Raw genomic sequence first — 23,266 nt, 5'->3', positions numbered from 1 at the left:
CTCAGCTCGGCAATGCGACGGCTGCGAAGGCGGCGTCGACCTGGGCGGTCGTCGTGATGGTCCCGGCCATCCTTCCTTCGTCGACCTGGCGATAGGCCGAGTAGCAGGCCTGAACCCACAGCCCGACGGCGATGGAGACCGTCTGCATGGTCTGGCTGTCGACGTCGGCCCAGCCGGTCGCCGCCTTGAAGTCGATGGTGTTGTCGGGACGCACCTGACTTAGGGCGTAGGCGCCGTCGATCAGGCCGCGGCTCTCGGCGTCGGTCTTGATGCGCATGCTGCCGACCGTGACCCCGCCATCGCGCAGGGCGGCGTGGGCGGCCGCGATGTAGGTGGCGAGATCCACGCCCGTGAAGGTGGCGAGCAGCGCGGTCGCCGCTCGCCGCTGCGAGGTTGTGGCGGCGGGGTCGAAGTCGATCCGCCATGTCGCGCGGTTGTCCGGGTCGCCGAGCGACACGCCCAGGATCGGGCAGACGGCCGCGAGGGCCGCGTGAAGAGCGGGCGCGTCCATCCTAGAACCTCAATTGCGCGGTGAAGCCCATGAAGCTGCCGCCGATGAACGTGATCGTGTCACCGGCTGAGTCGGAGGACTCCAGCGCCTGCAGGTAATGCAGGCCCAAACCTGGAGCGCCTCGGTAAGGGCTCAGCGGTGTGCCCTGGCCGCCCGCGGAGTTCGGGTAGAACATCGCCTGCACGGCACCGGCCGCGAGCGCCGTCGTGCTGTCCAGGCCGATCCCGATGAAGCCGTAGGCGGTCGTGGCGCCAGGATTGACCCGAACGCTGTACTCCGCCGACACGACGGACTCAGGCGCGCCGGACACGAAGGTGATGCGGTTGCCCGCGCTGTTGTCGGCCGCGCGCATGGCGGTGCCCGCGTAGGTCCAACTCGCATTGCTGTCGCGCACGAACACGGCCACTGGCTCGCGGTTGAAGGCGTTCCAGAACCCGATCCAGGCCGCACCGCCGCCGGCCGCCGCGGTTCCGGGATTGAAGGTGACGGTCGCGCCACCCGCATCGGTCGCGATGGTGCCCACGTGAACGCCGAAGCCAGCGGCCGGGCCGTTGGTGATGGCCACCGCGTTGACGAGGACTCCGCCGACGCGGGTCAGTGCGGACGAGCCGGCCCCCGAGCCACGCTGCGTGTTCGAACCGGCCGTCGCGCCCGCCGACCACGCCGGCCCGCGGGTGACGCGGAAGGTCGAGCCGTCAAGCCACGCGAACAGGTCGTAGACGTTTCCGGCCGCCGCCGCGCCAGGGCTCTTCGTGGCGTCGGACAGGGCCTGGGAGACCTCGGCGAAGACCACCGGGACGGGCGGCGTGGCGAGGCCGGTGCCGATGAGGGCGAGGTCGCCGCCATTGGGCGTGTAGTAGACCACCGCGGCCGCCGTGACCGCACCGGCAAGCACCGGCACGCCGGAGGTCAGGGTGAGGCGGCCCTGCGGCTGAAACAGCGCCCCGACATTGGCCAGCGCCTGGGCAATCGCCGCGGCGTTCGGGTTCTGTGCGGTGTCGTTGCGTACAGCGCCAGCGCCGGGCGAGGCCGCGGCGTAGACGAGGTCGGTGCCATTGGACTGGAGCGTGTAGCCGGATGCCCCGAGAGCGAGCGCGCTCCAGCCAGAGGCTGCACGCACCAGCACCGTGCCGCGGGTCGCGCCGAAGGCGGCGTCGAGAAGCGCCGCCGGCGTCGTGGCGATCGGCGCGGCAGCCGCCGGCCCCGCGCTCGTGTTGGCGAGCAGCGTGCCGGTTGCGATGCCGGCCAGCGCGAAGGAACGGTCGGCGGAGAGATCGCCGCCGCCCGAGAGGCCGGCGCCGGCCGTGACCTGCCGGCTGGTCGGGACCGCACCGAGTGTCTGAAGCGCGGCTGGCGCATCCGCCTGCGTCAGCAGCGAGCGCCCGAAGGCAGTCGTGGCCAGCGCGGCGAGCGCATCGAGCGACGCGCTCCACGCCTGGACCGACGAGCCGATGGCGAGCCCGAGCCCGGCGCGGGCCGCGGCGAGGTTCGGGGCGGTGAGCACCGCCTTCATGCCGGCGGTCACGTCGGTGAGCGCGGCGGCCAGCGTCGCACCCGCCGGACCGGCCGGGCCGCCCGTGAAGACGCGCTTGAGGTGGCCTGCGAGCATCGCGGCGGGTCCTTAAGTCTGAGGCTGGAGCACGACCTGGTGGGTGATCAGGCCGAAGAAGGCGATCACGCGCTGACCGGTTGCCGGGTCGGTGGCGTAAAGGTTGTACGGGTAGGCGGACTGCGACGGCGCGCAGCGCGCCATCGTCGCCTGCGGCACCCGCATCGCCAGCGTGCCGGCCGCGCCGCCGTTGGCGATCGTGGCCGCCGAGCCATCGCCGGGCACTGAGGTCGCCTGCAGCGCATAGGTCGCCGATCCCGCGGCGATGCGGCTGTCGAGGGTGAATACGAGCCCGGTGAGATCGACCGGCACCGGCAGCGTCGTGAGCGCGAAGGTATCACCGACTGCGAGTGCAGGCTGGCCGACGACCTGGCTGAGCGTGAAGGTGACGCCAGCCGCGTAGACCGGCAGCCCGACCACGCCTGATCCAGTGGCGCTACCATCGAGGTCGGCCACCTCGAGGTAGGTCAGGCCGCCCGCGACGGCGCTGACGCGGACGATCTGCACCGCCGCGAGATCGGCGCCAGCATCGACCGCACTGACGACGAGGCTGCCGACGCCGACATTGGCCACCCCCGGGATCGCCCCACCTGGGGCCGGGGTGACGATGACCGGCAAGCCGTCGAGCCAGTCGATGACCTGACAGGTGATGAAGTCCTGCCGCTGCGGCCGGATCAGAGCGAGGTTCGACATGGGGGCCAAGCCTCACGCGAGGATCGACGAACCGCGCCTCAGCGGTGCGGAGCGAGCGGGCTTCGAGAAGGTCAGGAGACGCTGCCCGACGACGCGGGCCAGGAGGCGGCCTCGACATCGGCCAGGGTCTTGATCTCACCCGACGCGATGGCCTCGAAAATCGCAGGCAGCGCATCGAAGGTCGCCTGGAAGAAGTCCTCGACCAACCTCGCCGCCTGGTCGAAATCGTCCGCGGCGATGGTCGCGAACTGCGTTGGCCCGACCTGCCAGCTCACACTTGCCGGCGGGTTCGGCTGGGCGAGGCGCATGGCCTTGCGGTCGAGCGCGGCGAGCGACGCCTCGTCAGTGGCGAACAGGACCGGTTGGCCGGCGATGATCGCGGTGAAGCCGCCGGTAGCGAGTGCCCACTGCCGGGCGTTGGCATGGGCCACGAGCTGCTCGGCGGACGGCGGCAGGGCGAGGGTCTCGGCCCATGCAGTCTGCAGTGCTGCGAAAGCCGGGTCGATATCGACCGCGACGTGCGTGCCGTCGGCCTCGACGGAAAGGGCTTTAGGCGTGGCAACGTCGCTCATGCGTACTTGAACCCCTCAATGCCAATGTACGACCCGCCTCGGATGAACTGGTTGGACCCGTTGGCGTAGAACCTAAGTTTCTGAGCCATGCCGCTTTGAAGAACATTCGACATGAATGACGAAGCCGAATATCCGATACCGTTCTGATAACCCTGAGATGAACCGAACATAGTCACAGGGCTTGTGGGCGAGCCCCGGTATAGATTGCTCAGCACCGTTGCGAACCCCAAGGACAGATCGCAGATCTGACCGAAGTTCAACCCAGAAGCAGCGTAAAGCGGATTTGTGTTGAACGGCGTACTTGCTGTGTACGTGCTGCCGTAGCCAGCGTTATAGTTGTTGGTACCACTGAGGAATGTCGAGCCGTCGAGTGAGACCAGCGCATTGACGTTCGGCACCTGCCCCTTGAGGAAGCCGGTCAGGCGGAAGAAGTCGTAACCGCTCGGGATCGACCAGTCGACGTAGGGCACGTCGCTCGGGATCGCGATGCCCGGCAGAGGCACGAACGAGGCGCCCGGGAACGAGGCCGCGACCGCGCCACCGGCAAGGCGGGCTTTGGCCGAAGCATCGATATCGAAGGTCAGGAACTGCCCCATCTTCCATGCGCCGACGCCGACCGCGCTGGCGCCGTCCGAGGCGACGATTGGGAACGTCACTCCACCGGCGGTCGAGCCGACACCGGTGAGCGTAAGCGTCGGTGTCGCGGTCGCGTTGGCCGACTTCGCGACGCCGCGGACCCGGGTCCCGGGGAGCAGGGCCGGCAAGAACACCGGGTCGGTGGCGGCGTCCGAGCCCGGCATCGTCGCGGCGAGCGCGTCGGCCGTGCCGCCGAGCGTACCGAGCCAGATCGGCCCGCGCGCCAGCCCTTGGACGAGCTGCGTCAGGTCGTCGGAGGGGGTGAGGCCCGCCAGACGGATGGCGGTCAGGATCTCCGCCTCCGCGTCGGTCGACAGGGCGTGCCCGGGAAACGACCCCTCCAGGCCGGCGACGGGATCGCCGTCGAACCACGGCAGCAGGCTCTGATCTTCCAGCCCGGTCGCGGGGCTGAGCGGGAAGTGACGGCGCATGGATCAGGCCCCGGAGTAATCGAAGATCAGGGTGGTGTGCTCGGGCTTGAGGCGCTGGAGGATGCACTCCAGATCCTCGGCCCGCTGGATCGCCAGGAAGGCGTCGTGGCCGAAGCTCGACTTGCCGAACTGGAAGCGGGTGACCCGCCGGCCGGTCACCTTCACGCGCCACGCGTGGCGGGCGCTGGCCTTCATGAACTGGCCGCGCGGACCGCCGAACGAGGAGCGGCCGAACTGGAACGGCCGGAACTCGGTGATGGTGATCGCGTAGCCGATGCTCGCCGCGAGGCAGACGTAGTAGGCCGGCGACTGCCCGCCGACGGCGCCGAAGCGGGCGCGCACGGCCGCGAGCCGGGCCGGCGTGCCGCCGGAGCCGGAGAAGCACGGGTCGGGCAGGCCGAGTTCGCGCTCCCAATCCGGCAGGGTGTAGGAGATCGCCGTCGGGAACGTCTGGGTCGCGGCCGTGAAGTCGAGGCCGAGGTGGTCGGCAACCCAGGAGGCGAGTGCGCGCCAGACCGAGCGCTGCACGGGCGAGGCGCCGCGGCCGTCGCCGACCTCGTCGGTGCCCCAGGCGGCCCCGCGCGGGGTGAGCGCAAGAATCTGCGGCAGCAGATCATCGGCGGTGGGCTGCGCCTCCAGGTCGAGCACCGAGGGCGGCGTCGTGGGCAGGCCCGCGCAGGGCCAGCCGCTCGGGATGTCGCTCACGGCCGGCCCCCGGTCACTGGTACGCGATGGTGCCGAGCACCGGGATCAGGCCGGCCGCGAACACGAGGTCTTCCATCAGAAGGCGATGGCTGTCCTCGCCGGTTGCCCGGGAGATCGCCTCGTCGATCCAGGAAGCCGAGAAGGTGAACGGCGCCGACGGCGTGCCGGGGCGGGCCCGGTCGAGGAAGGTCGCGGCGATCTCCAGCTCGACCGCCGCGCGGACGTTGACGGTATCGGGGTCCAGGTCGGCGATGACGATGTCGACCGGGACTCGGGTCGAGGGGGTCACGATCGGCTGCGCCGTCACCGGCCGCCGGATCGGGTCCTCGACATAGGCCTGCGCCGCCGCGATCTGCCCGGCCGTCGGGGAGATGATCGACGGGTCGGCCACGTAGGCGGCGAGCACCGCGGTCGGATTGCTCGGGTCGATCGACGCCGGCAGGTTGAGGACCGTGAACTGAATCCAGACCGACCCGGCGTTGGGCAGGAAGCGGTCGACGTAGACCGTGGCGCCGGCGACCGCCGCCTGCACCCACTCGACATAGTCCGGCGCGGCGCCGCCCTGGGGCGGGTTGCGCTTGCGGTAGAGCACCCGCACCCGGAACGCTTCGGTGTCCTCCTCGTCGGCGCCGCCGGACAGGCCGGAGCCATCCGCGGCCGCGAGCACCGTGATCGTGGCGGGCGCGCCTGCCGGAGCATCGTCCGAGTTCACGAGCGTGAGGACCGCGCCAGCCTCGGCATTGCCGACCGAGCCCGCCGCGTCGGCCTCCAGAGCGAGAGTCACCGAGTTGCCGGCGGCGGTCGCGGCGGTCAGGGTGGTGTAGGTGACGCCATCGCCGCGGGCGTATTGCAGGCCGGCCGGCACGACGAGGCCGGGCGGGCACGGCCCGACGCCCGAGCCGATCGCTGTAGTGGCCGGGACCGGCTGGAGGCCGAGCTCGAATCCGTGTCGGATCAGCCAGACCCGGTCGGCGGTCGAGGCGAAGAGCTGGCGCACCAGCCACGCGCGGCGCTGCTCCATCTCGAAACCGAGGAGCGCCAGGACCTTCGCCTCGACGCGCCAGACGCTAGGTCCGAGTTTGGCCGCCGTGCCTTGCACCGCCTGCACGAAGGCGCCCTTGGCCTCGGCCGCGAGTTGGGCGAGCGTCCGGACCGTGTAGCCCGCCATCACCTGCCCCCCATCGCGAGCTTCCAGAGCAAGTCGAATTTCTCGGAGAACACCTGCACTCCATCCCTGGCGAACAGGGCGATCGACAGCGTCATCCGATCGTTGACGTAGTCGGGCGTCGCGACGGCCGAGCACTTCACGGCCGCGCCCTGCGCGAGAAGCGGCTGCAGGGCGCGCTTGGCCTCCGCCTGCGCCCACATCGCCGTCTGATCGTTGAGGTCCATCCGGCGCAGGAGCCAGAGCTTCGAGCCCATGGGCTGCTCGCCGGAGGCGCGATCGACATCGAAGCCGTCGCCGGGCCAGCCGCGCTTGTCGCCGGCGCGGCCCGCGTCGATCTCGTAATCCTCGACGCGGCAGTCCGTGAACAGGCACAGGATCACGGCCGTGAGGAGCGGGTTCTTCGCCTCCAGGCCACCCGCGCCCTCGGCCGCGGAAGCCGCCACCGCGAAATCCCCGCGCACGCCGAAGCCGGTCCCGGCGCGGGTGCCGTCAGCCTTAAGCCAGACGATGTCGGGCGGCAGCGCGACAACGCCCGCATCGGCGAGCGGCGTCAGGGTCAGCAGCATGGCGAGCCCGGCGGTTGGTGTGTCAGGTCTTTGCGAAGACGACCGACGACGGGCCGGCCTGCGTCATCACGGGCGAGCCGCCCTCGCCGCCGAGATCCACCCGGTTTGCGGTCACGGTGACGGTCATGTTGTCGACCTTCACGACCACCTTGTCGGTGCCGGTGATCTCGATGGTCTTGCCGGTCAGCTTCTGCGGCCGGTCCTTGGCGTCGTGCCAGATGCCGTCGTCGCCGAGGTAGCGGGTCGCGTTGCCCTTGTCGTCGTACAGGGTCGTCTGCCCGGGCTTCTGCTTGCGCGGGCGGGACGCTGCATGCTCGAGGCCGAGCGCGGCGTTGAGGAGCCGGCTGCCGTCCTGGCCGCCGAACTGCAGGCCCATGCCGTGGGAGCCGACAGGCGGGTTGGAGCTGAGCCCGAAATGCTGGACCCGCGGGACCTTCTTCAGGGTCTCGTTCGGCAGGCCGTAGAGCGTCAGCGTCTGCTGATCGCCCTCGTCGTCGGCCTCGACGTGCTCGACCCGGAACAGGCGACCGCCCATCAGACACCCCCGCGCTTCGAGAACGCCCCGTAGTCGATCTTGGAATCGTCGAGCTGCGCGTCGTCCAGTCCGGCCGTGAAGTCGCTGTCGCTGCCGCCGCCGTCGCCCGCGCCGGACCCGGAACCCTTGCCACCGGACCGGGCGCCGAGCGTGCGCGGGTCGACGAGTGTGATATCGGCCCAGGTGCCGGAGCCCTCGCCCTCGCCGACCACCTGGTTGAAGGTCACGGTGGAGATCGCGAGGTCCTGGTCAATCTTGTCGCTCGGCTTCTTCACCGCCACGAGGTTGCCGGGCTCCCAGAGCTTGCCGTCCTCGTCACGCCACGACGCTACGCGGGCGATGATCGAGATCCCCGACCCGGACCGCCGGAGCTTGCGCCACTTCGCCCGGCGGTTCAGCTCCTGGGAGGTGTCCGAGCCCTCGTTGAACAGGATCTCCGGCCGGTAGCGCTCGACGCTGTCGTCCTGCTCGACCTCCTCCTGGCGGAGGCTGTCCTTGTCGGTGCCGAGGCTCTTCTGGCCGCGCACGTGGATGTGCGAGCGCTTGTGCTTGATCGACAGCCGGAGCTTGATGCTCTTGACCGGGGGCTCGCCCTCGACGAGCGCGCCGGCGTGCCGCTTGCCGCCGGCCCGGGTGATCTTCACGCGCCCGTCCGGCTGGCCGGTCAGGAGCAGCGCCTCGCGCCGCGCCTCCCGCTCCAGCGTCACGAAGAACGGCTGCCCCGGCACGTGCTGGACCATCGGGATCTTGGCCAGCGTCTGGTCGGTGAAGAACCCGATGCCGAACTCGTCGAACTCCTTGGCGACGCCGAGCAGGTCCTTGTTCTCGACCAGCCCGGTCTTGTGCTTCGTCGGCGGGCAGTCGATCGCGTCGCCCGCCTTCGACCGGCCGGCGATGCCGACATCCCGGCGGGCGCCAGGGCCGGTCTCGGACTCGTACTCATCGGCGTAGCCGGTGCACAGCAGGTCGCCGTCGCCGCGCGCGCCGAGCTCCTCGTCGGGCGTCGCGCGGATCTGAACCAGCCCTCCGCGACGAACAGCGTCGGCCTCATCGGTCCAGGACGGGTTCGTACACCGCATCGAGAATGAGATCGCCGCGGCCTCGGCCGACCGGGTGATGTGCACGCCCTGCCAGCCCTGGAGCGCATGGCCGCCCACGACCAAGCTGACGATCTCGCCGACATCGTCCATCGGATCGCCTCGTCAGGCCCTGGTCTTCGGCGCCACGGCCTCGAAGGTCGCGGGCATATGGAACGGCGTGCCGACGCGGTTGCGCGCCACGAGCTCGGAGGCCCGGTCCGGGTCGGCGTAGAGCGACCACGCCAGCGCGGTCGACGGGAAGGACCGCGCCGCCTCCACGCGGATCAGCGGCTGAAGGCTGCCAGTGAGATCGACGAGGTACGCGCAGGTCTGACCGGCGGCGGTCGTGAGGACTTGCGCCGCTGGTTGCCCGAGCGAGGCCGCGACGCGGTCGACGGCGCCGTCCAGCGCCGCGGTGATGCGGTCCCGGGCGGCGCTCGCGGCCTGCCGGTCGCCGAACTCGGTCCGCGCCTCGCACAGGAACGCCTCGCCGAGGCACGCCGCCTCAACACCGACGCACAGGGCCCGGGCGAGGCTGTAGGCCCGCGTCAGCGCCGGCGACGCGCTGATCGGCGCGCAGCCCCGTGTCGCCGCCGCGGCCGCGTAGAGGCTCGCGCTGGCATCGCTCGGCGGCGCGTCCCGCGCGATCGTCTGGACGATACCGACCAGCGCCGCGGCGACGCCCGCCACATCCGAGACGGTGAACAGCCGCGGCGCGGCGACGCTACCGATCCGGCGGCTGGCTGAGAGCGTGGACTGCGCGGTCCCCGCCGGCAGCGGCAGGCCGCGCACGAGGCCTGCCGTGACGTCCGCCAGAGCCATGGTCGAGACAGCTGCTGCGGCGATCGCCGAGGAGGGAGGCGACGCCATCACTGCATCTCGGGGACGAAGGCGGCGATCGCGTCCGCCACGACGTCGCCCAGCGTGTCGAGCACGCCTTGGGCGATGCGGTCGCCGAGCGCGATCGGCACCGGGCCGCCCGCCTCGGATCCGTGCTCCAGGAACTTGAGGTCGAAGGCGACCTTGCCCATTTCGGTCTTGCGGTTGTTCGTCGAGCAGCCGATGCAGTGGACCATTACCGGGTCGGTGATCGGCAGCACCAGCATGCCCGGCCCGTAGGTCGAGCACCGCTCCACGAACGCCATCGCCGCGGCGTCCGCGTCGTCGCCGACGATGTACGCCGTGACATGGTAGGTCCGGGCCTTGCGGCCCATGTCCTCGGTGCCGTGGACCTCGGCCTTGGTGTAGGGGTGTAGCGCGACGAGGCGGCCGGACTCGCCGATGCCCTCGTCGTCGACGTGGAACGGGAAGCCCTTGAACGAGGCGCCCGGGATCGTCTTCGGCCAGTTGCGCACCGGTCAGCGCCCCGCCACCGGCAGCAGCTTCGCCAGCTCGCGCTCGACCTCGGCCGGCAGATCAGTGACGACCAATCGATTGAAGGTCGCTGCCGTCTGACCGCTGACAAGCTCGTAAGGGATGAACATGCCGGTCTTCTCGACCCGGATGTGCCCGCGCCAGCGCTTGCCGTCCGTGTTGACGTAGACCTGCCTGTTCAGCTTCGCGACCATCACCCGGCGCCCGCGCGGGCCGGAGCGTCGGAACCCGCCCTCGACGAAATCGGCCTTGCCTCGGATCGTCGCCGCAACGCCGCCGGGCACCTCGTGCGCCCCGAAGAAGCGGAACGAGATCTGACCGCCTCGCGTGACGATCATGGCGTGCAGGTTCTGCGGAGAGGCACGATAGGGGCGCACCGCCTTATCGATGATCCGCCGCGTCAAGCCGGTCTGCTTCACGAGCGCCGGCACAACGGCGCTGCGGGTCTTGGTCAGCATCCGGTTGAGGACGTTGGCCTGAGCATTGGGCAGCCGCTTCCCGAAGGCGGTGAGCGGCTCCATCCCCTGCTTCAGGCCCGGGGTCTGGGCGGTGATGTTCAGCGACATGCCGCCCTCCCTCAGGTCCAGTCGCTCAGGTCTTCCTTGGCGCCGGGCTCGGAGATGCCGAGGTCCGCCGTCATGCCGCCGCGGCCGCGCACCTTGAGCGCGGTGGCCCGGACCTGCTGGCGACCGCTGCCGGTCACCGCGAGGCTGATCTGGCCGTGAAAGCCCATGCCCTCCATCCGGTCGACGGCCTGGTTCATCCGCTCGGCCGCCGCGCGCATGTCGCCACGCCCGCCGCCGCCACCGAGGCCGCCCGCGGGCGGGTCCGGGATCTCCAGCCCGCTGCGGGTGATCGAGCGGATCGACCCGTCCGGCATCTTCATGGTGCCGTCGCCGAGATCGAGCCCTTCCTTGCCATCGAGGCCCTTCACGAGGCGGGGCTCGCCATCCCCCGCGCCCTTGTAGGCGCCGAGCCGACGCGCATTGCCCAATTCGCCCCGGTGGACCTTGAAACCTTCCCATGCGCCGAAGCCCTGCCGGCGCCGGATTACATCGGCCAGCTTCCGCTGGTTCTCGGGGGAGAACTTGTCGTCCCATCCGAGCCCGGCCTCGCCCATGAAGGTCTTCATGGTCTGGCCGACGATCTGGAAAGCCCCGAGCGCCGAGGAGGAGCCGTGCCGCGCGCGCACCGACCGGCCGAACTTGTAGGCCTCCGCCAGAGACATGTCGGTGAGCGGCTTGTTCGGCAGCCCGTAGCGACCGTTCCCCAGAACGACGTTGTAGGGATCCTTGCCGGCGGTGCCCTCGGCCCGCATCACGGCCTCGAACCAGCTGTCACCAGCTCCAGTGCCGGGGCCGAAAGCGCCGCGCGGAACCGTCCGGCCGACGCCTGAGCCGCCGCCAAGGGAAAGCCCTCCTCCGCCGCCTCCGCCCGAGCCGATTCCAGTGCCTACGCCAGCACCGAAGCCGCCACCCGGACTGAAGCTCGCGCGCTGAATCAGACCGCCGCCACCGCCTCCGCCCATGCCCGCGCCAGGGGCGAAGTTGATCGGGACGAAGATGCCCTCGCGGAACTGCTCGTTCAGCTTCTGGAGCAGCGACCGCCCTTGCTCAATCACCTCGCCGGCCTTCGCCTTGATCCCGTCCGCAACCCCGGTTCCGACCTTCTCGCCGGCCTCCTTGCCGGCGGCCTCCGGGTTGACCGGGCCCGACAACCCGAAGCCACCGATGCCGGTGCCCTGGATCGTGAGCGGCATAGCGCCGGGCGCCAGCGTCATGCTCGGCGCCTTGCGTGCTACCCAGGAGGGCGCATCACTAGAACCGGAGAGGCCCGGCAGCTCGTCGCCCGGGTTCATCTGGACGCCGGGATCCGGCTTGCCGCCGGCGGCGACGGCCTTCGAGGCATCGCCGTACTCCGAAAGGACGTAGCCGATGCCGGCGGCCGCCCCTCCGACGACGCCGGCCCCCGCGATCAGAGGCAGGAGTTTGCCGCCCTTCTTGGCCACCTCTGGCAGCGCGCCAGCGGCGCCCTTCGCGCCCTGAAGCACTGCGGCTTCGGTCAGCGCTGCAGCGGCCGCGTTGAGCGCTACCGCTGAGCCGTTCAGAGCCGCGGCCCCGCCGCCGAACCCGAGCAACTTTCCCCCGATCTTCGCCGCCCCGTATACGCCGCCGCCGACCGCCGCCGCACCACCGACGAGCGAGATGACTTGCTGCGAGGTCCGCGACAGGTTTGAGAACATGTCGGTGCCGCTGGAGAGGCCTTCGGCCGCGAACTTGATGAGGCCGGAGTTGGCCTCACCGATGTTGAGGACCAACGTTTCCCAAGAACCTTTCAGGTTATCGATCGTGCCGCCGAGCCCTTCCGACATGTACTTGGCTGCATTTGCAGCGAAGTTCGGGTCGTGCGCCTGAAGATTCTTCAGCTCCTCGCGATCCTTAGAAAATTGCTCATACTGGCTGGAGAGGACCGAAGCCTTGCCACCGTGCTTGTCGGTGAAGAAAGCGTTGCGCAGCGCCTGCGTCATCTTCGGGCTGGAGAGAATGGTGTCGAGCAGACCTTCTGCGTTCACGCTTTCAACAGACAGCTTGTGGAAATCGCCCAGCATCTTTGCGATGTTCCTGGCGTCCTGCGCACTGGTCTTGCCCTTTTTATTCTTGGCGAAACCTTCCTGAACGACTTCCGAGACCTTTTTGGTGAACTCGGTGCGATCCCCGATAACGTCGCCGTCTTCCAGCAAGTCCTCAAGGCGTGCCCGCTGGCTGGCCGAAAAGCCCTTGCCGAAACGATTCTTGGAGAAGGCCTCCAAGTTGTTCACGCTGAGCCCGTCGGGCATCTTGGTGAAATCGTTGTAGTTGATCCCTGCCGCACGCAGCGCATCAAGACCGCCACGAGTCGGCGCGACCAGCTTCGAGGCGGCAGCGCGGATGAACACGCCTGTTTCCGAACCGCCCAGGCCGGAACGCTTACCCGCGGCGCCAAGAGCCGCCAGCGTGGTATCAGACAGCCCGGCCGAAGTACCGGTGGGCACGCCGTAGGTGATGTAGTCCTGGACGTCGTTGTCCTTCATGCCGCCGAGCTTGGCCATCTTGACCAACAGGTTCGAAGCCCGCTTCGCCTCGAAAACGGCCTTCTCCTCCGTCGAAATGTCCTTCTGGCTGGTCTGCAGGAAGGCACGGATGCCCTGCGCTGACGCCTCCATGGGCGCGCGCATCATCACCGCGTAGTTCTTCACGTTCTCGACGATCGCCGCCGCGACCGCAGCCTTCGCATCCCCCTTCATGGGCAGGCCCTGCAGGGTCGCGGTCTGCGCCTCGACGATGTCCTCGTTGGTGAACTTCGTCTCCTGACCGATGCGTAGCGCCTGCGGCAGCAACTTCGTGCGCTGCGCCTGCTCGCTGACACCGCCGGCGACGACCTGGTAGCGCTTGGCGTAGTCGAAGGAGGCGGCCTGATCGACCGCCTCGATCCCGATCTGCCGGCCCTTGTGCGCGGCGATCACGCCCGCTCCGCCGACGACCGTGCCGATAGCGTCCCTCCGAGCGGCTGTGCGCTGGGCCCGGGCTGAAGCGGCTCGAGCGCCCGCCTCCTCTGCGGCCATCTGCGCACGAAGCGCGCGAGTCGCCAGATCGGTCTGCCGAGCGAGACCGGCTTGGTGCCTCTCCAGGCTCGACAGGTCTACGCCCAGGCGCGAGGCCGCACTCTCGGCCGAACGGAGTGTGGAAGTCTGCGACGCGAAAGCGGCGTTGAGCTGCTTCACGTCCTTCTCGGCCGCGCGATATGCCGTGCCCAGACGTTTGACCTCGGCGCTCAGCGCCGCGGCCTGCTGGACACTGTCGGCGGTCTTGGCGACCTTCTGTGCCGCGGCGAAATCCGTCACGGCCTTGCGGGCAGTGTCGTACTCCTTGGCAAGGCGGGTGGTCTCCCGCTCGACCGCAGCCAAGTTCTTGACCGTCGCCTCGAGGGGGCCTCGGGCGGACATGACCGCTGTCGCCGCACGCATCTGGCGCTCGACGCTGGTGTAGGCCTTCCCGAGGCGCTCGACCTTGTCGGAGAACGCCGAGGCCTTCTCGGCCTCCTTCATCGCCTTGACGACCTTGGCGATCTCGGAGGAGGCCCGGTCTTCGCCGCTGATGACCAGCTTGGCTTCGATCGTCTTCGATGCCACCGCCTACCTCCTACGCGCGGCCTGCTGAGCAGCCTTCGCCTTCCTCTCGGCGTCCTCGACGGCGCTCCGCCACCACCAGACCAGCCGGGAGAGCGCCATCTCGTCTACGCGGTCGGCGTCGAATCCTGCGTCGAAGACGAGTTCTCGGGCGAGGTGCTCGATGCCGCGGTCGCCGCGGCGGGCTGGAAAAAATCGACGATGGCCTCCCGAACCTTCCGTGTGTCAGCGACGCCGAGCTGGTCCAAGATGAGCGGGTCGCCCGCCTTGCCATCCTCGACGAGGAGGCGCTCGGCGTACTTCGCGATGATCTGGGTGTCGTCCAGACGGCGGCTGTAATCGTTGCCGGCCGGCACCCAGATGTAGGGGTCGCCGAGTTCCATCAGATCACGGAACTTGGGCTCGCGAAACTCAAGCTGCCGATAGGGCCGATGCCCCAAGATCGGCTTTTCGAGGGTGACGACCTTGTTGGACATCGTGGCTCCTGGCTCGGCATGCCATAAGTTGTGGCAGGCAGGCGGAACTCGCCGTGCCGCAACCGGTGATCAGTTCGAGGATCTGGGATGAGGCGTCGCATGAAGCTGACGAAGGCCGCGGCAATCTCGCTTGCGCTGTTAGCGCCAAGCGTCGCGGTCGCGCAGCCGCTGATGGAGAACATCGCCGCGCTGGCCGTCGCCTCGCGGTGGTGCAAAGACTACACCGTCGACGTCGAGAGTGGACTGAAACTGGCGCTGTCCGAGGGGATGAACCCTCTCAAGTCGCCCTACAAGCAGGCCTTCGAGGAAGCGAAGGAGAAGCTCGAAGGGGTCTTGGCCAAGGTCGGCGTCAACCGGTTCTGCTCTGTGACCTACGAGCGCTACAAGCCGGGCGGGCCGGTGCCCGGCTTCATGGTCAAGAACTGAGGCCCGCGCTCTCAGACCGCCCGGTACTGATCGGACGCCACCGACATGCCGGTGACCTCGCCGGTGTCGGTGTCGATCGACGGCTTGCCGACCCAGGACCCCGCCGTGAAGTAGTGGGTCCGGCCGGCATCGTCCTCGATGAAAGTCACGTCGACGTCGGCCAGCAGCATGTTGGCGGTCCAGGTGATCGCCTGGGACTTGCTGCCGCGGTCGAAGCTGAGCGCGATCATCGGGAGCTGCGGCTCGACCGTCCGGTAGGCGGTCCCATCGCGGTTCGGGTCCGCCTTCGGAGTCGCCTCGGCCGGATCGATCGTCGCCTTGCCGCGGCCGGAGAACCGCTGGCCATTGATCCGCACGCTGTATCGTCCGCCCTTGGTGTCCATGGCCGGCCTTCCTCAAGATGGTGAGATGTCAGGGAGCGGCCGGGCCGCGGTGGTGTGGGGCGAGGCCGTAGCCTCAGATCCCCTGGTCGGACTGGTCGAGGTAGCTGGTCTGGTTGACCGCGTTGATGCGCAGCTGCGCCGCCGCCGTGATCGGCAGGAAGTAGTTCACCCGGTCGTTGGCGTAGTCGGCGAAGATCCGGATGTTCGCCACGAACAGGTCGAGCTGCCGGATGAGGCCGGCCCGGTGCAGATCGGTCGCGGCGTGGACCGAGGTCTGCTCCAGGTCAATCGGCGTGACGACGCCCTGCAGGTTGGCCGGGTTGTCCTCCATGAGCGCTGACCGGGGGTAGGTGCCCTGGATCTTGGTCCGGAAGTACCGCGCGCAGTAGGCCGCGATCGCGATGTCCTCGATGTCGAGCCACGTGCGGTCGGACAGGCCCGAGGCGTTCACCCGGTAGGTCGTCACGACGCGGTCGCAGGCGATCTGGCCGTCGGCGGTCACGGTGAAGCCCGAGATGCCGTTGCGGTAGAGGCTGTCGCGATCCGCCATGCCGAACTGGGCGTTCGGGTCCTTCGGCGGGCGCAGGCCGCGCAGGACGCGGGTCTGCATCGGCCGGGCGATCTCGATGGCGTTGGCCAGCGGGCGGCCGAGATTCTTCAGGAACGCGATCTCGCCGCCGAGCGAGGCCGAAATGCACCAGGAGGCCTGCGGCCACTGGTAGACGCCCGCCACCGTCACGTGGCGGTCGTTCCGGGTCTGGCCGAAGGCCGTCAGCGCCGAGAGATTGCCCTCCTTGTGGGTGGTGTAGTGCCCGAGCAAGCCGACGAGCGGGGCCGAGCGGCCGGAGCCGCTGTCCGACAGGAAGTCGCGCACGACGTTCAGCTGCGCGGTCGACGAGTACGGCCCGCAGATCCAGTCGGCGTTCTGGGACCCGAGCTTGGCAAGCGTCGCGGCCATGTCGACGTCGCCCGTGCCGCCCGCCATCGGGGTGATCGTCACCGTGATGCCGGGCACCTCGAGCTCGTCACCATCGAGGCCCTCCTCGATGCGCCAGCCATTCGTCTCGGTGCCGGCATGCCGCGCCGTCAGCGTGACCTCGGTCGAGGCGGACGAGCCGCCGGTCTTCACCGTCGCCGTGACCGGGGCCAGCATGCGGGTGTTGAACTTGGTGTAGCCCTGGGCAAACCGGGCGACAAAGGCGGCGGCCACCACGTCGGCGGTGTCGCCGATCGCCACGTTCACATCGTAGCGCTCGCCGCCGAGGTAGCGAGTGATCGTTCCGGCCGAGGTCGCGGCACCGGCGAAGACGAGCGCGCCGGCGGCCGCCGTCGGGCTCGCACCGAGCGCCGAGGTGGCGTCCACGAACAGCATCTCGCCGAGCTGGTTCTGCTGCCGCGCGTACAGGATCTGCTCGGCGCCCATGGAGCCGAGGCCGCACAGGGCGTTCGGGTTCTGAGCGCCGACGTTGATCGGCGCGCCGCGCAGGGCCGCCGGCGACGCCGGCAGCGCCCGGCCGATGATGACCTGGCGCGAGGTGCCGGAGTAGTTCGGCGGACCGGCGTTGAACTCGACCATGAAGGCCGGCACCAGCACATCGGCCGGCGTGTTCTCGAAGGCGACAGGACCTTGCATCGGCGGGGTCTCCAGCGTGTAGGGGCGCCGCAGGGCGGTCCCGAGAGGGGATTACGGGTTGGTGGTGCGGCCGCTCGGCGCGCCGCTCGTGGCGGCCTTCGGCGCCTCGGCCTGGGGATTGGCGCCGGCGCCCGCGTCGGCCGCGGCCTTCGGTTTCTCGACCTTGGTGTCAGCCGAGTCCCCATCGGGGACGTCCTTGGCTTTGATGTCGCCGCGGGCCTCCAGGCGGGCCCAGTGCGCGGACCACTCGACCACGCGCCCCTCGGGCGGCAGGTCGGTCTTGCGGGCCGGGTCCGGGATGGAGGCGGCCTTGTCGGCGGGCTTCACATGCTTGCGCATCAGTGCACCTGCGAGAGAGGGATGGAGACTTCGGTCGGCAGCGTGCCGGGCTCCGGGTCGGGCACGACGACGGGCTGGGACGGCGGGACGAGCGCGGGCGTGATCGCCCTGTCGAGGTCCTGCGCGATCTTCAGGCAGGTCCGGTATCCGGTGGAGCCCTCGGCCATCGCCTCGGCCACGGTGCGGAGCGGATCGGGCAGCGACCCGAATGGGCCCGAGGGGACCGCGTAGGTCTCGACCTCCTCGCCCTGGAGCTCGACGCGGAAGGTCATCATGTGGATGGCCAGCCGCTCGCCGCCGTCGTCCGGGGAGAAGCGCTGCGAATCCCGCCGGGACACGCGGCGGATGACGTTCTCGAACAGGATCTTGCCAGCCGGCGTCCGCTGCCTCGCCAGTGGGTGCGGCCGGCCCAGCGTCACGATCCACTCGGCGCACTGCTCCAGTAGGTCGAGCGCGGCTTCCAACTCGCTGTCCGTGCCGGGCTGGAAGTAGAAGTCGCCGCCGTTCTCGTCCTCGACGAACTGCGCCATGCCGATGTCGAGCACGAGGTTGCAGCTGTCGTTGAACGGGCCGCCGCCGTTCTGCGAGTTCCACGGCTCGCCGTTCAGGTCTTCGGTCGCCACCGTGATGACCGGGACCGGCTCCTTGTCGTCGAAGTTGCCGATGCGGGAATCGTAGATCCGGCCCTGGCACTGGCCGTCGATCACGGGATGCGAGTTCAGCGCCTCGATCACAGCGAGGCGCAGGGCAGTGCGTGCAAGGCTCATCGCGTGATCGGGATCAGCGGGACCTGAAGTCCGGCGCGGCCGCGGGCGAGCGGCACGCCCAGACGGAAGCGCTCGCCGGTCGCGCGCCGGGTGATCCGGTCGTTCTGCGCGAGATGCGGCGAGCCGTCTGCCCCTGGCGTGAGGCGGATGTGCGGGCCGTCCGCGGAGATCTTCCGGGTGGTGTTGTCGGCCATGGCGCGGCCCTTCGCGTACTGGGTCGAGCCGACGTCGCGGTAGGTCGCCCGGAAGGTGACGGCCGGGCGGGTCGCGTCCGGCACGGGCCGGGCGTTCACGTCGGGCCGGCCGTTCACCATGGGGACGGTGAGCGGCTCGAGGTCGAAGTCCTCCCCGAAGACCACGTCGAGACGCTGGAGAGCGTCCCTCCACTGGTCGTCGAAGACGGACATCGGATCAGCGCGGCGCCCGCAGGGCCGCGATGACGTCGTCCTTGGTCTTGGCCTTGGACACGTCCACGCCGCGCTCGGCCGCCAGGGCGTCGAGCTCGGCGCGGGTCATCGCGTCGAGGTCGGGCTCCGGCTGCTCCACGGGCTCGCTCATGGGCAGGGCGCGCGGGTCGCCCTGCACCGCGTGGCCCGAGGCGAGCGCCACCTTGCCGTGCTCGTCGGACAGGTCCCCGAGCCAGCCGCGCGGTGCCGTGACCTTCTCGCCCCGGTCGTTCCTGAACTCGAAGGCCTTGATGATGCGCACGTACATGCCGGCCTCCGTCAGGTGCGGGTGAGCTTCACGATCACGTCCGGGCGCAGACAGATCGGGAGCACGTTCGACTCGGTGTGGATCTCCTGGCCCTTGCCGTGCGGCAGGAGGTCGGTGGAGACGAACACCTTGGTGGAGGGGGCGATGTTCGCCTCCTGGATGCTGTCCGGCGGCGCGACGTAGCGCTTGAACAGCGGCGTCCCGAGCGGGAGCGCGATCGCCTCGTCGGCGCCCACCGCCTCACGCGTCACGAAGGTGCCGTCCGCCTGGCGGTAGCGGAAGTCCTCGTCGATGCGCTCGATGGTGATGCCGGCGAACACGAAGCTGTCCGCCACGTCGTCGCGTCCGGGGTTCGGGGTCGGGCCCGGGTAGGCCTTCAGCGCATCCTTGACGCTGGCGTGACCGACGTAGAGGTCGAAGAAGTCCGACCCGGCCAGCACCCGAACACCCGACGCCGGCTGGCCACGCAGGGCCTTCCGGATGATCGACTTCAGCGCGCGGTTCTTGGCCGCCACGTCCGTCCCGGCGTTGTCGAGGTCGAAGTCGACGACGCTCTGGGTGATGTCGAAGGTGGAGAACAGGTCGCACAGCACACGACCGGTCGCGTCGACCACGAGCCCGTTCAGGGCGCCCCAGTCGAGGTGATGGTGCGTGGCGTCGTGCTTGGCGCGGATGGCCTCCAGCTTGCCGTTGTAGACGTTGGCCAGCGTCTGCAGAACGTAGCCGCCGCCGTAGACCAGCAGGTTCTGGAGGTCCGACGGCGTGATCGCGTCGTCGAGCGGGAAGTGCGGGATCCGGACCAGCGTCTCCTGCCGATCGGTGCCCATGTTCTTGTTGCCCGGGCCGCCGCGCTCACGGGCCGGGATGATGGTGATCTCGCCCTCTTCGATGGCGATCTTGGCGTAGGTCGTGTTGATCGGCGTGTCGGTGAAGATCCCGAGCTGCGCCGGGCGCCCCGTGACGTAGGGCGGGATGTTGATGCTCTCCGTCAGCCGGTCGTCGGCGAACTCGGGAGCGTCGAGAAGATCGAGCGGCGTGGCCATTGGTCAGACCCCCATGCGGGCGACGACGCCCTTGGCTTTGAGCGCGGCCAGGGCAGCCGCCTGCTGGGTTGCGTTGATGCCGGCGGGCCACTCCAGGGCCTGGAGAACCACCTCGGCGTGGCGAGCGAGGATGACGACGCGCTGGTCGGCGCTCGTCGCGTCGACGTTCTCCAGCAGCACGCTGTCGGCGTTCTGGGAGCCGTCGGACGCGGCCGGCGCCAGCGGCACCAGCTTGTCGGACGCGGTGATCCGGCCGAGCACGCGGCCCGGACGCAGGACGCCGGAGCCGGTGGCGAGGATGGCCTCGTCACGGCTGATGCGACCCCGACCCTCGTTCTTCACGACGTCGGAATCGGTCTTGTAGGAGAGGGTCTTCAGGGCCATCGATCTGTCCTCCTCAGGCCTTGACGCCGTGGCGCCGCTTCATGTCGGCGACCAGATCGACGGGTTTCGGGGAGCCCCGGCCGGCGTCGGCGGGAGCGGGGACGTGCGACGAGATCGCGGTCTGCTCCTCCGCCGCCACGAGCTTGTCGAAGAGCGCCGCGCGCGCCTGCTCGACGGTCTTGCCCTCGGCGAGCATGGTCGCGTCGAGATCGGCGGGCAGCGTCGGATCCTTGCGGCGGGCCAGGGCCACCAGGTTGCGGACCTCGCCGGCTGCGCCGATCCGCTCCTTGGCCTGGGCGACGGTCACGCCCTCGGCGAGCAGGGTCGCGGCCATGGCCGGGACGCCACCATCGACGCAGAGCTTCGCGATCTCGGAGGCGTCCGAGCGCGACACGGTCGTGGCGCTGGTGGTCGGGCCGTCGACGACGGCCGCGAGGGCGGCAGTGGGGTTGGGCGGCGTGGCGGCCTGGTGTGCCGCCGGTTCGTTGGCCATGGGGGTCTCCACGTGGCGCTGGGAAACGGCCGGCGTGGCCGCGGTGGGACGCGCGCGGTTCGTCCACGCACGCCGGTCCGACAGAGCGACGAGGCGCTCCGGCGGGTGTTCGAAGAGGCGGTAGTCGAAGGCTGTCGGCTGCGGGTCAGCGCCCTGGGCAGGCGTGCGCGCCAAGACCCGGTCGGCGTAGCCGCCGGCGACGGCCTCCTCGGGAGTCATCCAGATCTCGGCCCGCATGTCGCTGCGGACAGCATCCACGGGCTTGCCGGTTTTCTCGGCGTAGATCCCGGCCATGGCGGTCGCGAGCGCCGTGAGGGCGGTGATCTGCTTCTCGTGATCGTCGACGGTGCCGAACGTGAATCCCGAGGGGTCGTGAACCATCATCAGGGCGCCGGGCGACATCACGACATCATCGCCCGCCATCGCGATGACGGAGGCCGCCGACGCGGCGATGCCTTCGACGATGATCGTCTTCCGGCCCTGGTGCGCGGCCACCGCCGCGTGGATCGCGGCGCCCTCGGTCGCGATGCCACCGCCGCTGTTCAGCCGGATCGTCACATCCTGACCGCGACCGACCTGCGCGAGCGCCAGGATGACGTCGGACGAAGTGAAGCACTCATCCCAATAGAGATCGCCGACCGTGCCCGAGAGCACGATCTCGTTCCCGCTGACCAGCACGGTCATGACGGCTCCTGTCGAGGCTAGGACTGCTCGGGGACCGAGGTGGCCGGCTCGGGCGCCGGATCGTCGGTGGGCGCGTCGAGCTTCGTCGCCCGCCGGCCGTCGCTGGTGTAGGAGAGACCGAGGCCATCGGCCCGGTCGTTGTCGGCCTTGTTCTCTGCGTCGATGGCCTCGGCGTCGTATCCGCCCTCGGCCACCTTCTGCGTCCGAGACGAGAAGCCCGCCTGGACCTCCATGGCTTTGCCCTGCACATCCTGCACGGGGTGGATGTACGGCCACGCCTGCGGGATCCACTTGACCGCCGCCGCCTGGGAGCGGGTCATTCCCGCCGGCAGCTTCAGCGAGCCGGCCAGGAGCGCCAGATCAAACCAGCGATTCCACACAGGCCGGCAGAACTGGAACACCACCAAGTGGTGCTGCCAGCCCTCGACAGCCCGGCGGAAGTCATTGAGGGCCGCTCGCAGGGTCCGGTCGTTGAGCTGGCTGTAGTCGCCGCTCAGGAGTTCGTAGAGCAGGCCCAGGGCGGCCGCGACTTGGCGCTTGGCCTCGCGGACGAAGATCTCGAAATTCGGCCCGACATCAGGGGGGTCGGAGAACTTGATGTCCTCGCCGTCGGCCAGGACCTGAAGGGTGGCGGGCTCGAATTCGACCGTGCCGACGCCGTCCTCGCCTGGTGGATCGGCGCCAAGGGGGCCGCTGCCCGGCAGGTCGCTCTGATCCTCCAGCTTCTTGATGATGAAGCCGACGAGCCGAGCGGCATTCTTCTTCCGCATCAACTCGGCGTCGAAGTAGCCGTCGAAGTCGTAGAGGGTCCGCAGCGCGCGGGCGAGCCACGGCTCTCCACGGTCCTGGCTGGGGCGCTGCGCCCGATACAGGTGGCAGATGTCCGCGGCCGGCACGAGCACCGGCTCGAACGCCTGGGTGCTGATGATGCCGTCGCCGGGGTGCTCTCGGAACAGCCAGAAACCGACCCGGGCGCCGATCGCGTCGTACTGGATTCCCTGCCGGATGCGCTGCGGGGCATCCGTCTTCAGATGCGGGCAGTGCTCGCCCTCGAGGACCTGCAGCTGCAACGGCACCGGCAGACCATCGGAGAGCAGCCGGGTACGCAGGCGCGTGAAGGTCTCGCCGCCTTCGACCATGCCACGCACGGCGAGCGCCTGCAGGCCGTAGAAGTCGTGTGCGCCGACGCTGTCTGCCTGATCGGTCCACTCCAGCCACAGCGCCTGGACGGCGGCCCGGAAGGCGGCGTCCTCCTGCTTGACCTGCTTGGCCCGGGCTTTTGACAGGCCGGCGGTGGGGCGGGCCGCCGTACTGCGCGGCACGATCCCGGTGCCGACGATGTTCGACGTCAGCTTGTCGATCGCCGCGCCGGCGTAGGGTGTCTTACGCGCCTGATCCCGGCTCTTCCGCCGCAGCTCGTCCAGCGAGTAGACGATCGCGGCGTTCGGTCCCCAGCCGCCGGTGCGCCATGTGCGCGATCGCCGGCCGAGACCGCCGGCCACGTCGTAGGGCGCCGACTCCGGCGCGGCGAACGCGCCAGGGGTCAGATCCAGCGCGACCGGCTCGACGTACTGCGCGGTGCCCTTCACGCGGAAGCGGGCACCGTAGGCGGAACGCTGAGCTACCACCCGCTGCGCCCGGTCATGACGACCTGCCGGGTCCGCGGCCGCAGGATCGGGCCAAGGGTGCCTTCGAGGTCGCGGATGCGAAGCGCCAGATCGGCGCGCGCCTGGCGCATCTCGGCGTAGGTCCGATACGTGATCCGACCGGAATCGGCGTCCTCGACCGTCAGCACGCCGCTGGCCATCGCGTCGTCGAGACCGACCAGCTGCGCGCGGAGCTTGGCCAGCCGAAGGCTCACATCGTCGGCCATGCTGACC

Annotated in this window: 27 protein-coding genes; 1 reads left to right on the top strand and 26 read right to left on the bottom strand. The window is 69.7% G+C overall.

Features of this window, described 5'->3' with window-relative positions; translation table 11 throughout:
• Nucleotide 1 precedes the first annotated feature (1 nt).
• The 15 genes from P9K36_RS00360 to P9K36_RS00290 all read right to left on the bottom strand — a co-directional run bounded on the left by P9K36_RS00360 (nt 2) and on the right by P9K36_RS00290 (nt 14,520).
• The gene (locus P9K36_RS00360) at nt 2–511 is read right to left on the bottom strand and encodes a hypothetical protein (protein WP_278306457.1); all 510 of its coding nucleotides are present in this window, start codon (nt 509–511) and stop codon (nt 2–4) included.
• Nucleotide 512: 1 nt separating this feature from the next.
• On the bottom strand, nt 513–2,120 hold the full coding sequence (locus tag P9K36_RS00355) for a hypothetical protein (RefSeq protein WP_278306455.1): 1,608 nt from the start codon (nt 2,118–2,120) through the stop codon (nt 513–515).
• Nucleotides 2,121–2,132: 12 nt separating this feature from the next.
• Nucleotides 2,133–2,813: a hypothetical protein gene (locus P9K36_RS00350; protein ID WP_278306453.1), complete on the bottom strand. Its 681-nt coding sequence runs from the start codon at nt 2,811–2,813 to the stop codon at nt 2,133–2,135.
• 71 nt (nt 2,814–2,884) lie between these two features.
• The gene (locus P9K36_RS00345) at nt 2,885–3,385 is read right to left on the bottom strand and encodes a hypothetical protein (RefSeq protein WP_278306452.1); all 501 of its coding nucleotides are present in this window, start codon (nt 3,383–3,385) and stop codon (nt 2,885–2,887) included.
• Complete coding sequence (locus P9K36_RS00340) at nt 3,382–4,452, bottom strand: hypothetical protein (RefSeq protein WP_278306451.1); 1,071 nt, start codon at nt 4,450–4,452, stop codon at nt 3,382–3,384. Before P9K36_RS00340 ends, P9K36_RS00345 begins: the two co-directional genes overlap by 4 nt.
• 3 nt (nt 4,453–4,455) lie before the next feature.
• Complete coding sequence (locus P9K36_RS00335) at nt 4,456–5,157, bottom strand: putative phage tail protein (protein ID WP_278306450.1); 702 nt, start codon at nt 5,155–5,157, stop codon at nt 4,456–4,458.
• A gap of 13 nt (nt 5,158–5,170) precedes the next feature.
• Nucleotides 5,171–6,325 (bottom strand): baseplate J/gp47 family protein, encoded by a 1,155-nt coding sequence (locus P9K36_RS00330; protein WP_278306449.1) that lies wholly within the window; start codon nt 6,323–6,325, stop codon nt 5,171–5,173.
• A complete protein-coding gene (locus P9K36_RS00325) occupies nt 6,325–6,891 on the bottom strand; it encodes a phage GP46 family protein (RefSeq protein ID WP_278306448.1) in 567 nt (188 codons plus the stop codon). Before P9K36_RS00325 ends, P9K36_RS00330 begins: the two co-directional genes overlap by 1 nt.
• Before the next feature lie 22 nt (nt 6,892–6,913).
• The gene (locus tag P9K36_RS00320; protein WP_278306447.1) at nt 6,914–7,426 is read right to left on the bottom strand and encodes a phage baseplate assembly protein; all 513 of its coding nucleotides are present in this window, start codon (nt 7,424–7,426) and stop codon (nt 6,914–6,916) included.
• On the bottom strand, nt 7,426–8,616 hold the full coding sequence (locus tag P9K36_RS00315) for a phage baseplate assembly protein (protein WP_278306446.1): 1,191 nt from the start codon (nt 8,614–8,616) through the stop codon (nt 7,426–7,428). Before P9K36_RS00315 ends, P9K36_RS00320 begins: the two co-directional genes overlap by 1 nt.
• 12 nt (nt 8,617–8,628) lie before the next feature.
• Complete coding sequence (locus tag P9K36_RS00310; protein WP_278306445.1) at nt 8,629–9,375, bottom strand: hypothetical protein; 747 nt, start codon at nt 9,373–9,375, stop codon at nt 8,629–8,631.
• The gene (locus tag P9K36_RS00305) at nt 9,375–9,860 is read right to left on the bottom strand and encodes a DNA circularization N-terminal domain-containing protein (protein ID WP_278306444.1); all 486 of its coding nucleotides are present in this window, start codon (nt 9,858–9,860) and stop codon (nt 9,375–9,377) included. The genes P9K36_RS00310 and P9K36_RS00305 overlap by 1 nt, the downstream gene beginning before the upstream one ends.
• Before the next feature lie 3 nt (nt 9,861–9,863).
• Complete coding sequence (locus P9K36_RS00300) at nt 9,864–10,445, bottom strand: hypothetical protein (protein ID WP_278306443.1); 582 nt, start codon at nt 10,443–10,445, stop codon at nt 9,864–9,866.
• 11 nt (nt 10,446–10,456) lie between these two features.
• Complete coding sequence (locus P9K36_RS00295) at nt 10,457–14,047, bottom strand: phage tail tape measure protein (protein ID WP_278306442.1); 3,591 nt, start codon at nt 14,045–14,047, stop codon at nt 10,457–10,459.
• 104 nt (nt 14,048–14,151) lie between these two features.
• Nucleotides 14,152–14,520, bottom strand: a complete 369-nt coding sequence (locus tag P9K36_RS00290; RefSeq protein ID WP_278306441.1) for a hypothetical protein — start codon at nt 14,518–14,520, stop codon at nt 14,152–14,154.
• 99 nt (nt 14,521–14,619) lie between these two features.
• On the opposite strand from P9K36_RS00290, the gene P9K36_RS00285 reads away from it, so the two are divergent.
• On the top strand, nt 14,620–14,946 hold the full coding sequence (locus P9K36_RS00285) for a hypothetical protein (RefSeq protein ID WP_278306440.1): 327 nt from the start codon (nt 14,620–14,622) through the stop codon (nt 14,944–14,946).
• Between the two features lie 11 nt (nt 14,947–14,957).
• Here the strand turns inward: P9K36_RS00285 and P9K36_RS00280 are convergent, their stop codons facing one another.
• From P9K36_RS00280 to P9K36_RS00230, 11 genes are all read right to left on the bottom strand, one after another.
• Nucleotides 14,958–15,329, bottom strand: coding sequence for a phage tail tube protein (locus tag P9K36_RS00280; RefSeq protein ID WP_278306439.1), 372 nt, complete (start codon nt 15,327–15,329; stop codon nt 14,958–14,960).
• 73 nt (nt 15,330–15,402) lie between these two features.
• Nucleotides 15,403–16,962: a hypothetical protein gene (locus P9K36_RS00275; protein ID WP_278306438.1), complete on the bottom strand. Its 1,560-nt coding sequence runs from the start codon at nt 16,960–16,962 to the stop codon at nt 15,403–15,405.
• Between the two features lie 51 nt (nt 16,963–17,013).
• Nucleotides 17,014–17,301 (bottom strand): DUF2635 domain-containing protein, encoded by a 288-nt coding sequence (locus P9K36_RS00270; protein ID WP_278306437.1) that lies wholly within the window; start codon nt 17,299–17,301, stop codon nt 17,014–17,016.
• Complete coding sequence (locus tag P9K36_RS00265; protein WP_278306436.1) at nt 17,301–18,068, bottom strand: hypothetical protein; 768 nt, start codon at nt 18,066–18,068, stop codon at nt 17,301–17,303. Before P9K36_RS00265 ends, P9K36_RS00270 begins: the two co-directional genes overlap by 1 nt.
• Nucleotides 18,065–18,475, bottom strand: coding sequence for a hypothetical protein (locus P9K36_RS00260; RefSeq protein ID WP_278306435.1), 411 nt, complete (start codon nt 18,473–18,475; stop codon nt 18,065–18,067). The genes P9K36_RS00265 and P9K36_RS00260 overlap by 4 nt, the downstream gene beginning before the upstream one ends.
• Nucleotides 18,476–18,479: 4 nt before the next feature.
• Nucleotides 18,480–18,782 (bottom strand): hypothetical protein, encoded by a 303-nt coding sequence (locus P9K36_RS00255; protein WP_278306434.1) that lies wholly within the window; start codon nt 18,780–18,782, stop codon nt 18,480–18,482.
• Nucleotides 18,783–18,793: 11 nt separating this feature from the next.
• On the bottom strand, nt 18,794–19,825 hold the full coding sequence (locus P9K36_RS00250; RefSeq protein WP_278306433.1) for a major capsid protein: 1,032 nt from the start codon (nt 19,823–19,825) through the stop codon (nt 18,794–18,796).
• A gap of 3 nt (nt 19,826–19,828) precedes the next feature.
• Entirely contained in the window at nt 19,829–20,209 is a 381-nt protein-coding gene (locus P9K36_RS00245) for a head decoration protein (protein ID WP_278306432.1), read from the bottom strand.
• A gap of 13 nt (nt 20,210–20,222) precedes the next feature.
• Nucleotides 20,223–21,386, bottom strand: a complete 1,164-nt coding sequence (locus P9K36_RS00240) for a head maturation protease, ClpP-related (RefSeq protein ID WP_278306431.1) — start codon at nt 21,384–21,386, stop codon at nt 20,223–20,225.
• A 17-nt stretch (nt 21,387–21,403) separates the two neighbouring features.
• Complete coding sequence (locus tag P9K36_RS00235) at nt 21,404–23,014, bottom strand: phage portal protein (protein WP_278306430.1); 1,611 nt, start codon at nt 23,012–23,014, stop codon at nt 21,404–21,406.
• Entirely contained in the window at nt 23,008–23,259 is a 252-nt protein-coding gene (locus tag P9K36_RS00230; protein WP_278306429.1) for a hypothetical protein, read from the bottom strand. Before P9K36_RS00230 ends, P9K36_RS00235 begins: the two co-directional genes overlap by 7 nt.
• Between the last annotated feature and the right edge of the window lie 7 nt (nt 23,260–23,266).

It is taken from the genome of Methylobacterium sp. 391_Methyba4, from assembly GCF_029691625.1.
GTDB classification, from domain to species: Bacteria; Pseudomonadota; Alphaproteobacteria; order Rhizobiales; family Beijerinckiaceae; genus Methylobacterium; species Methylobacterium fujisawaense.
The sequence above is the reverse complement of the archived record's forward strand: the minus strand, read 5'-3'. Positions and strand labels throughout refer to the sequence as shown.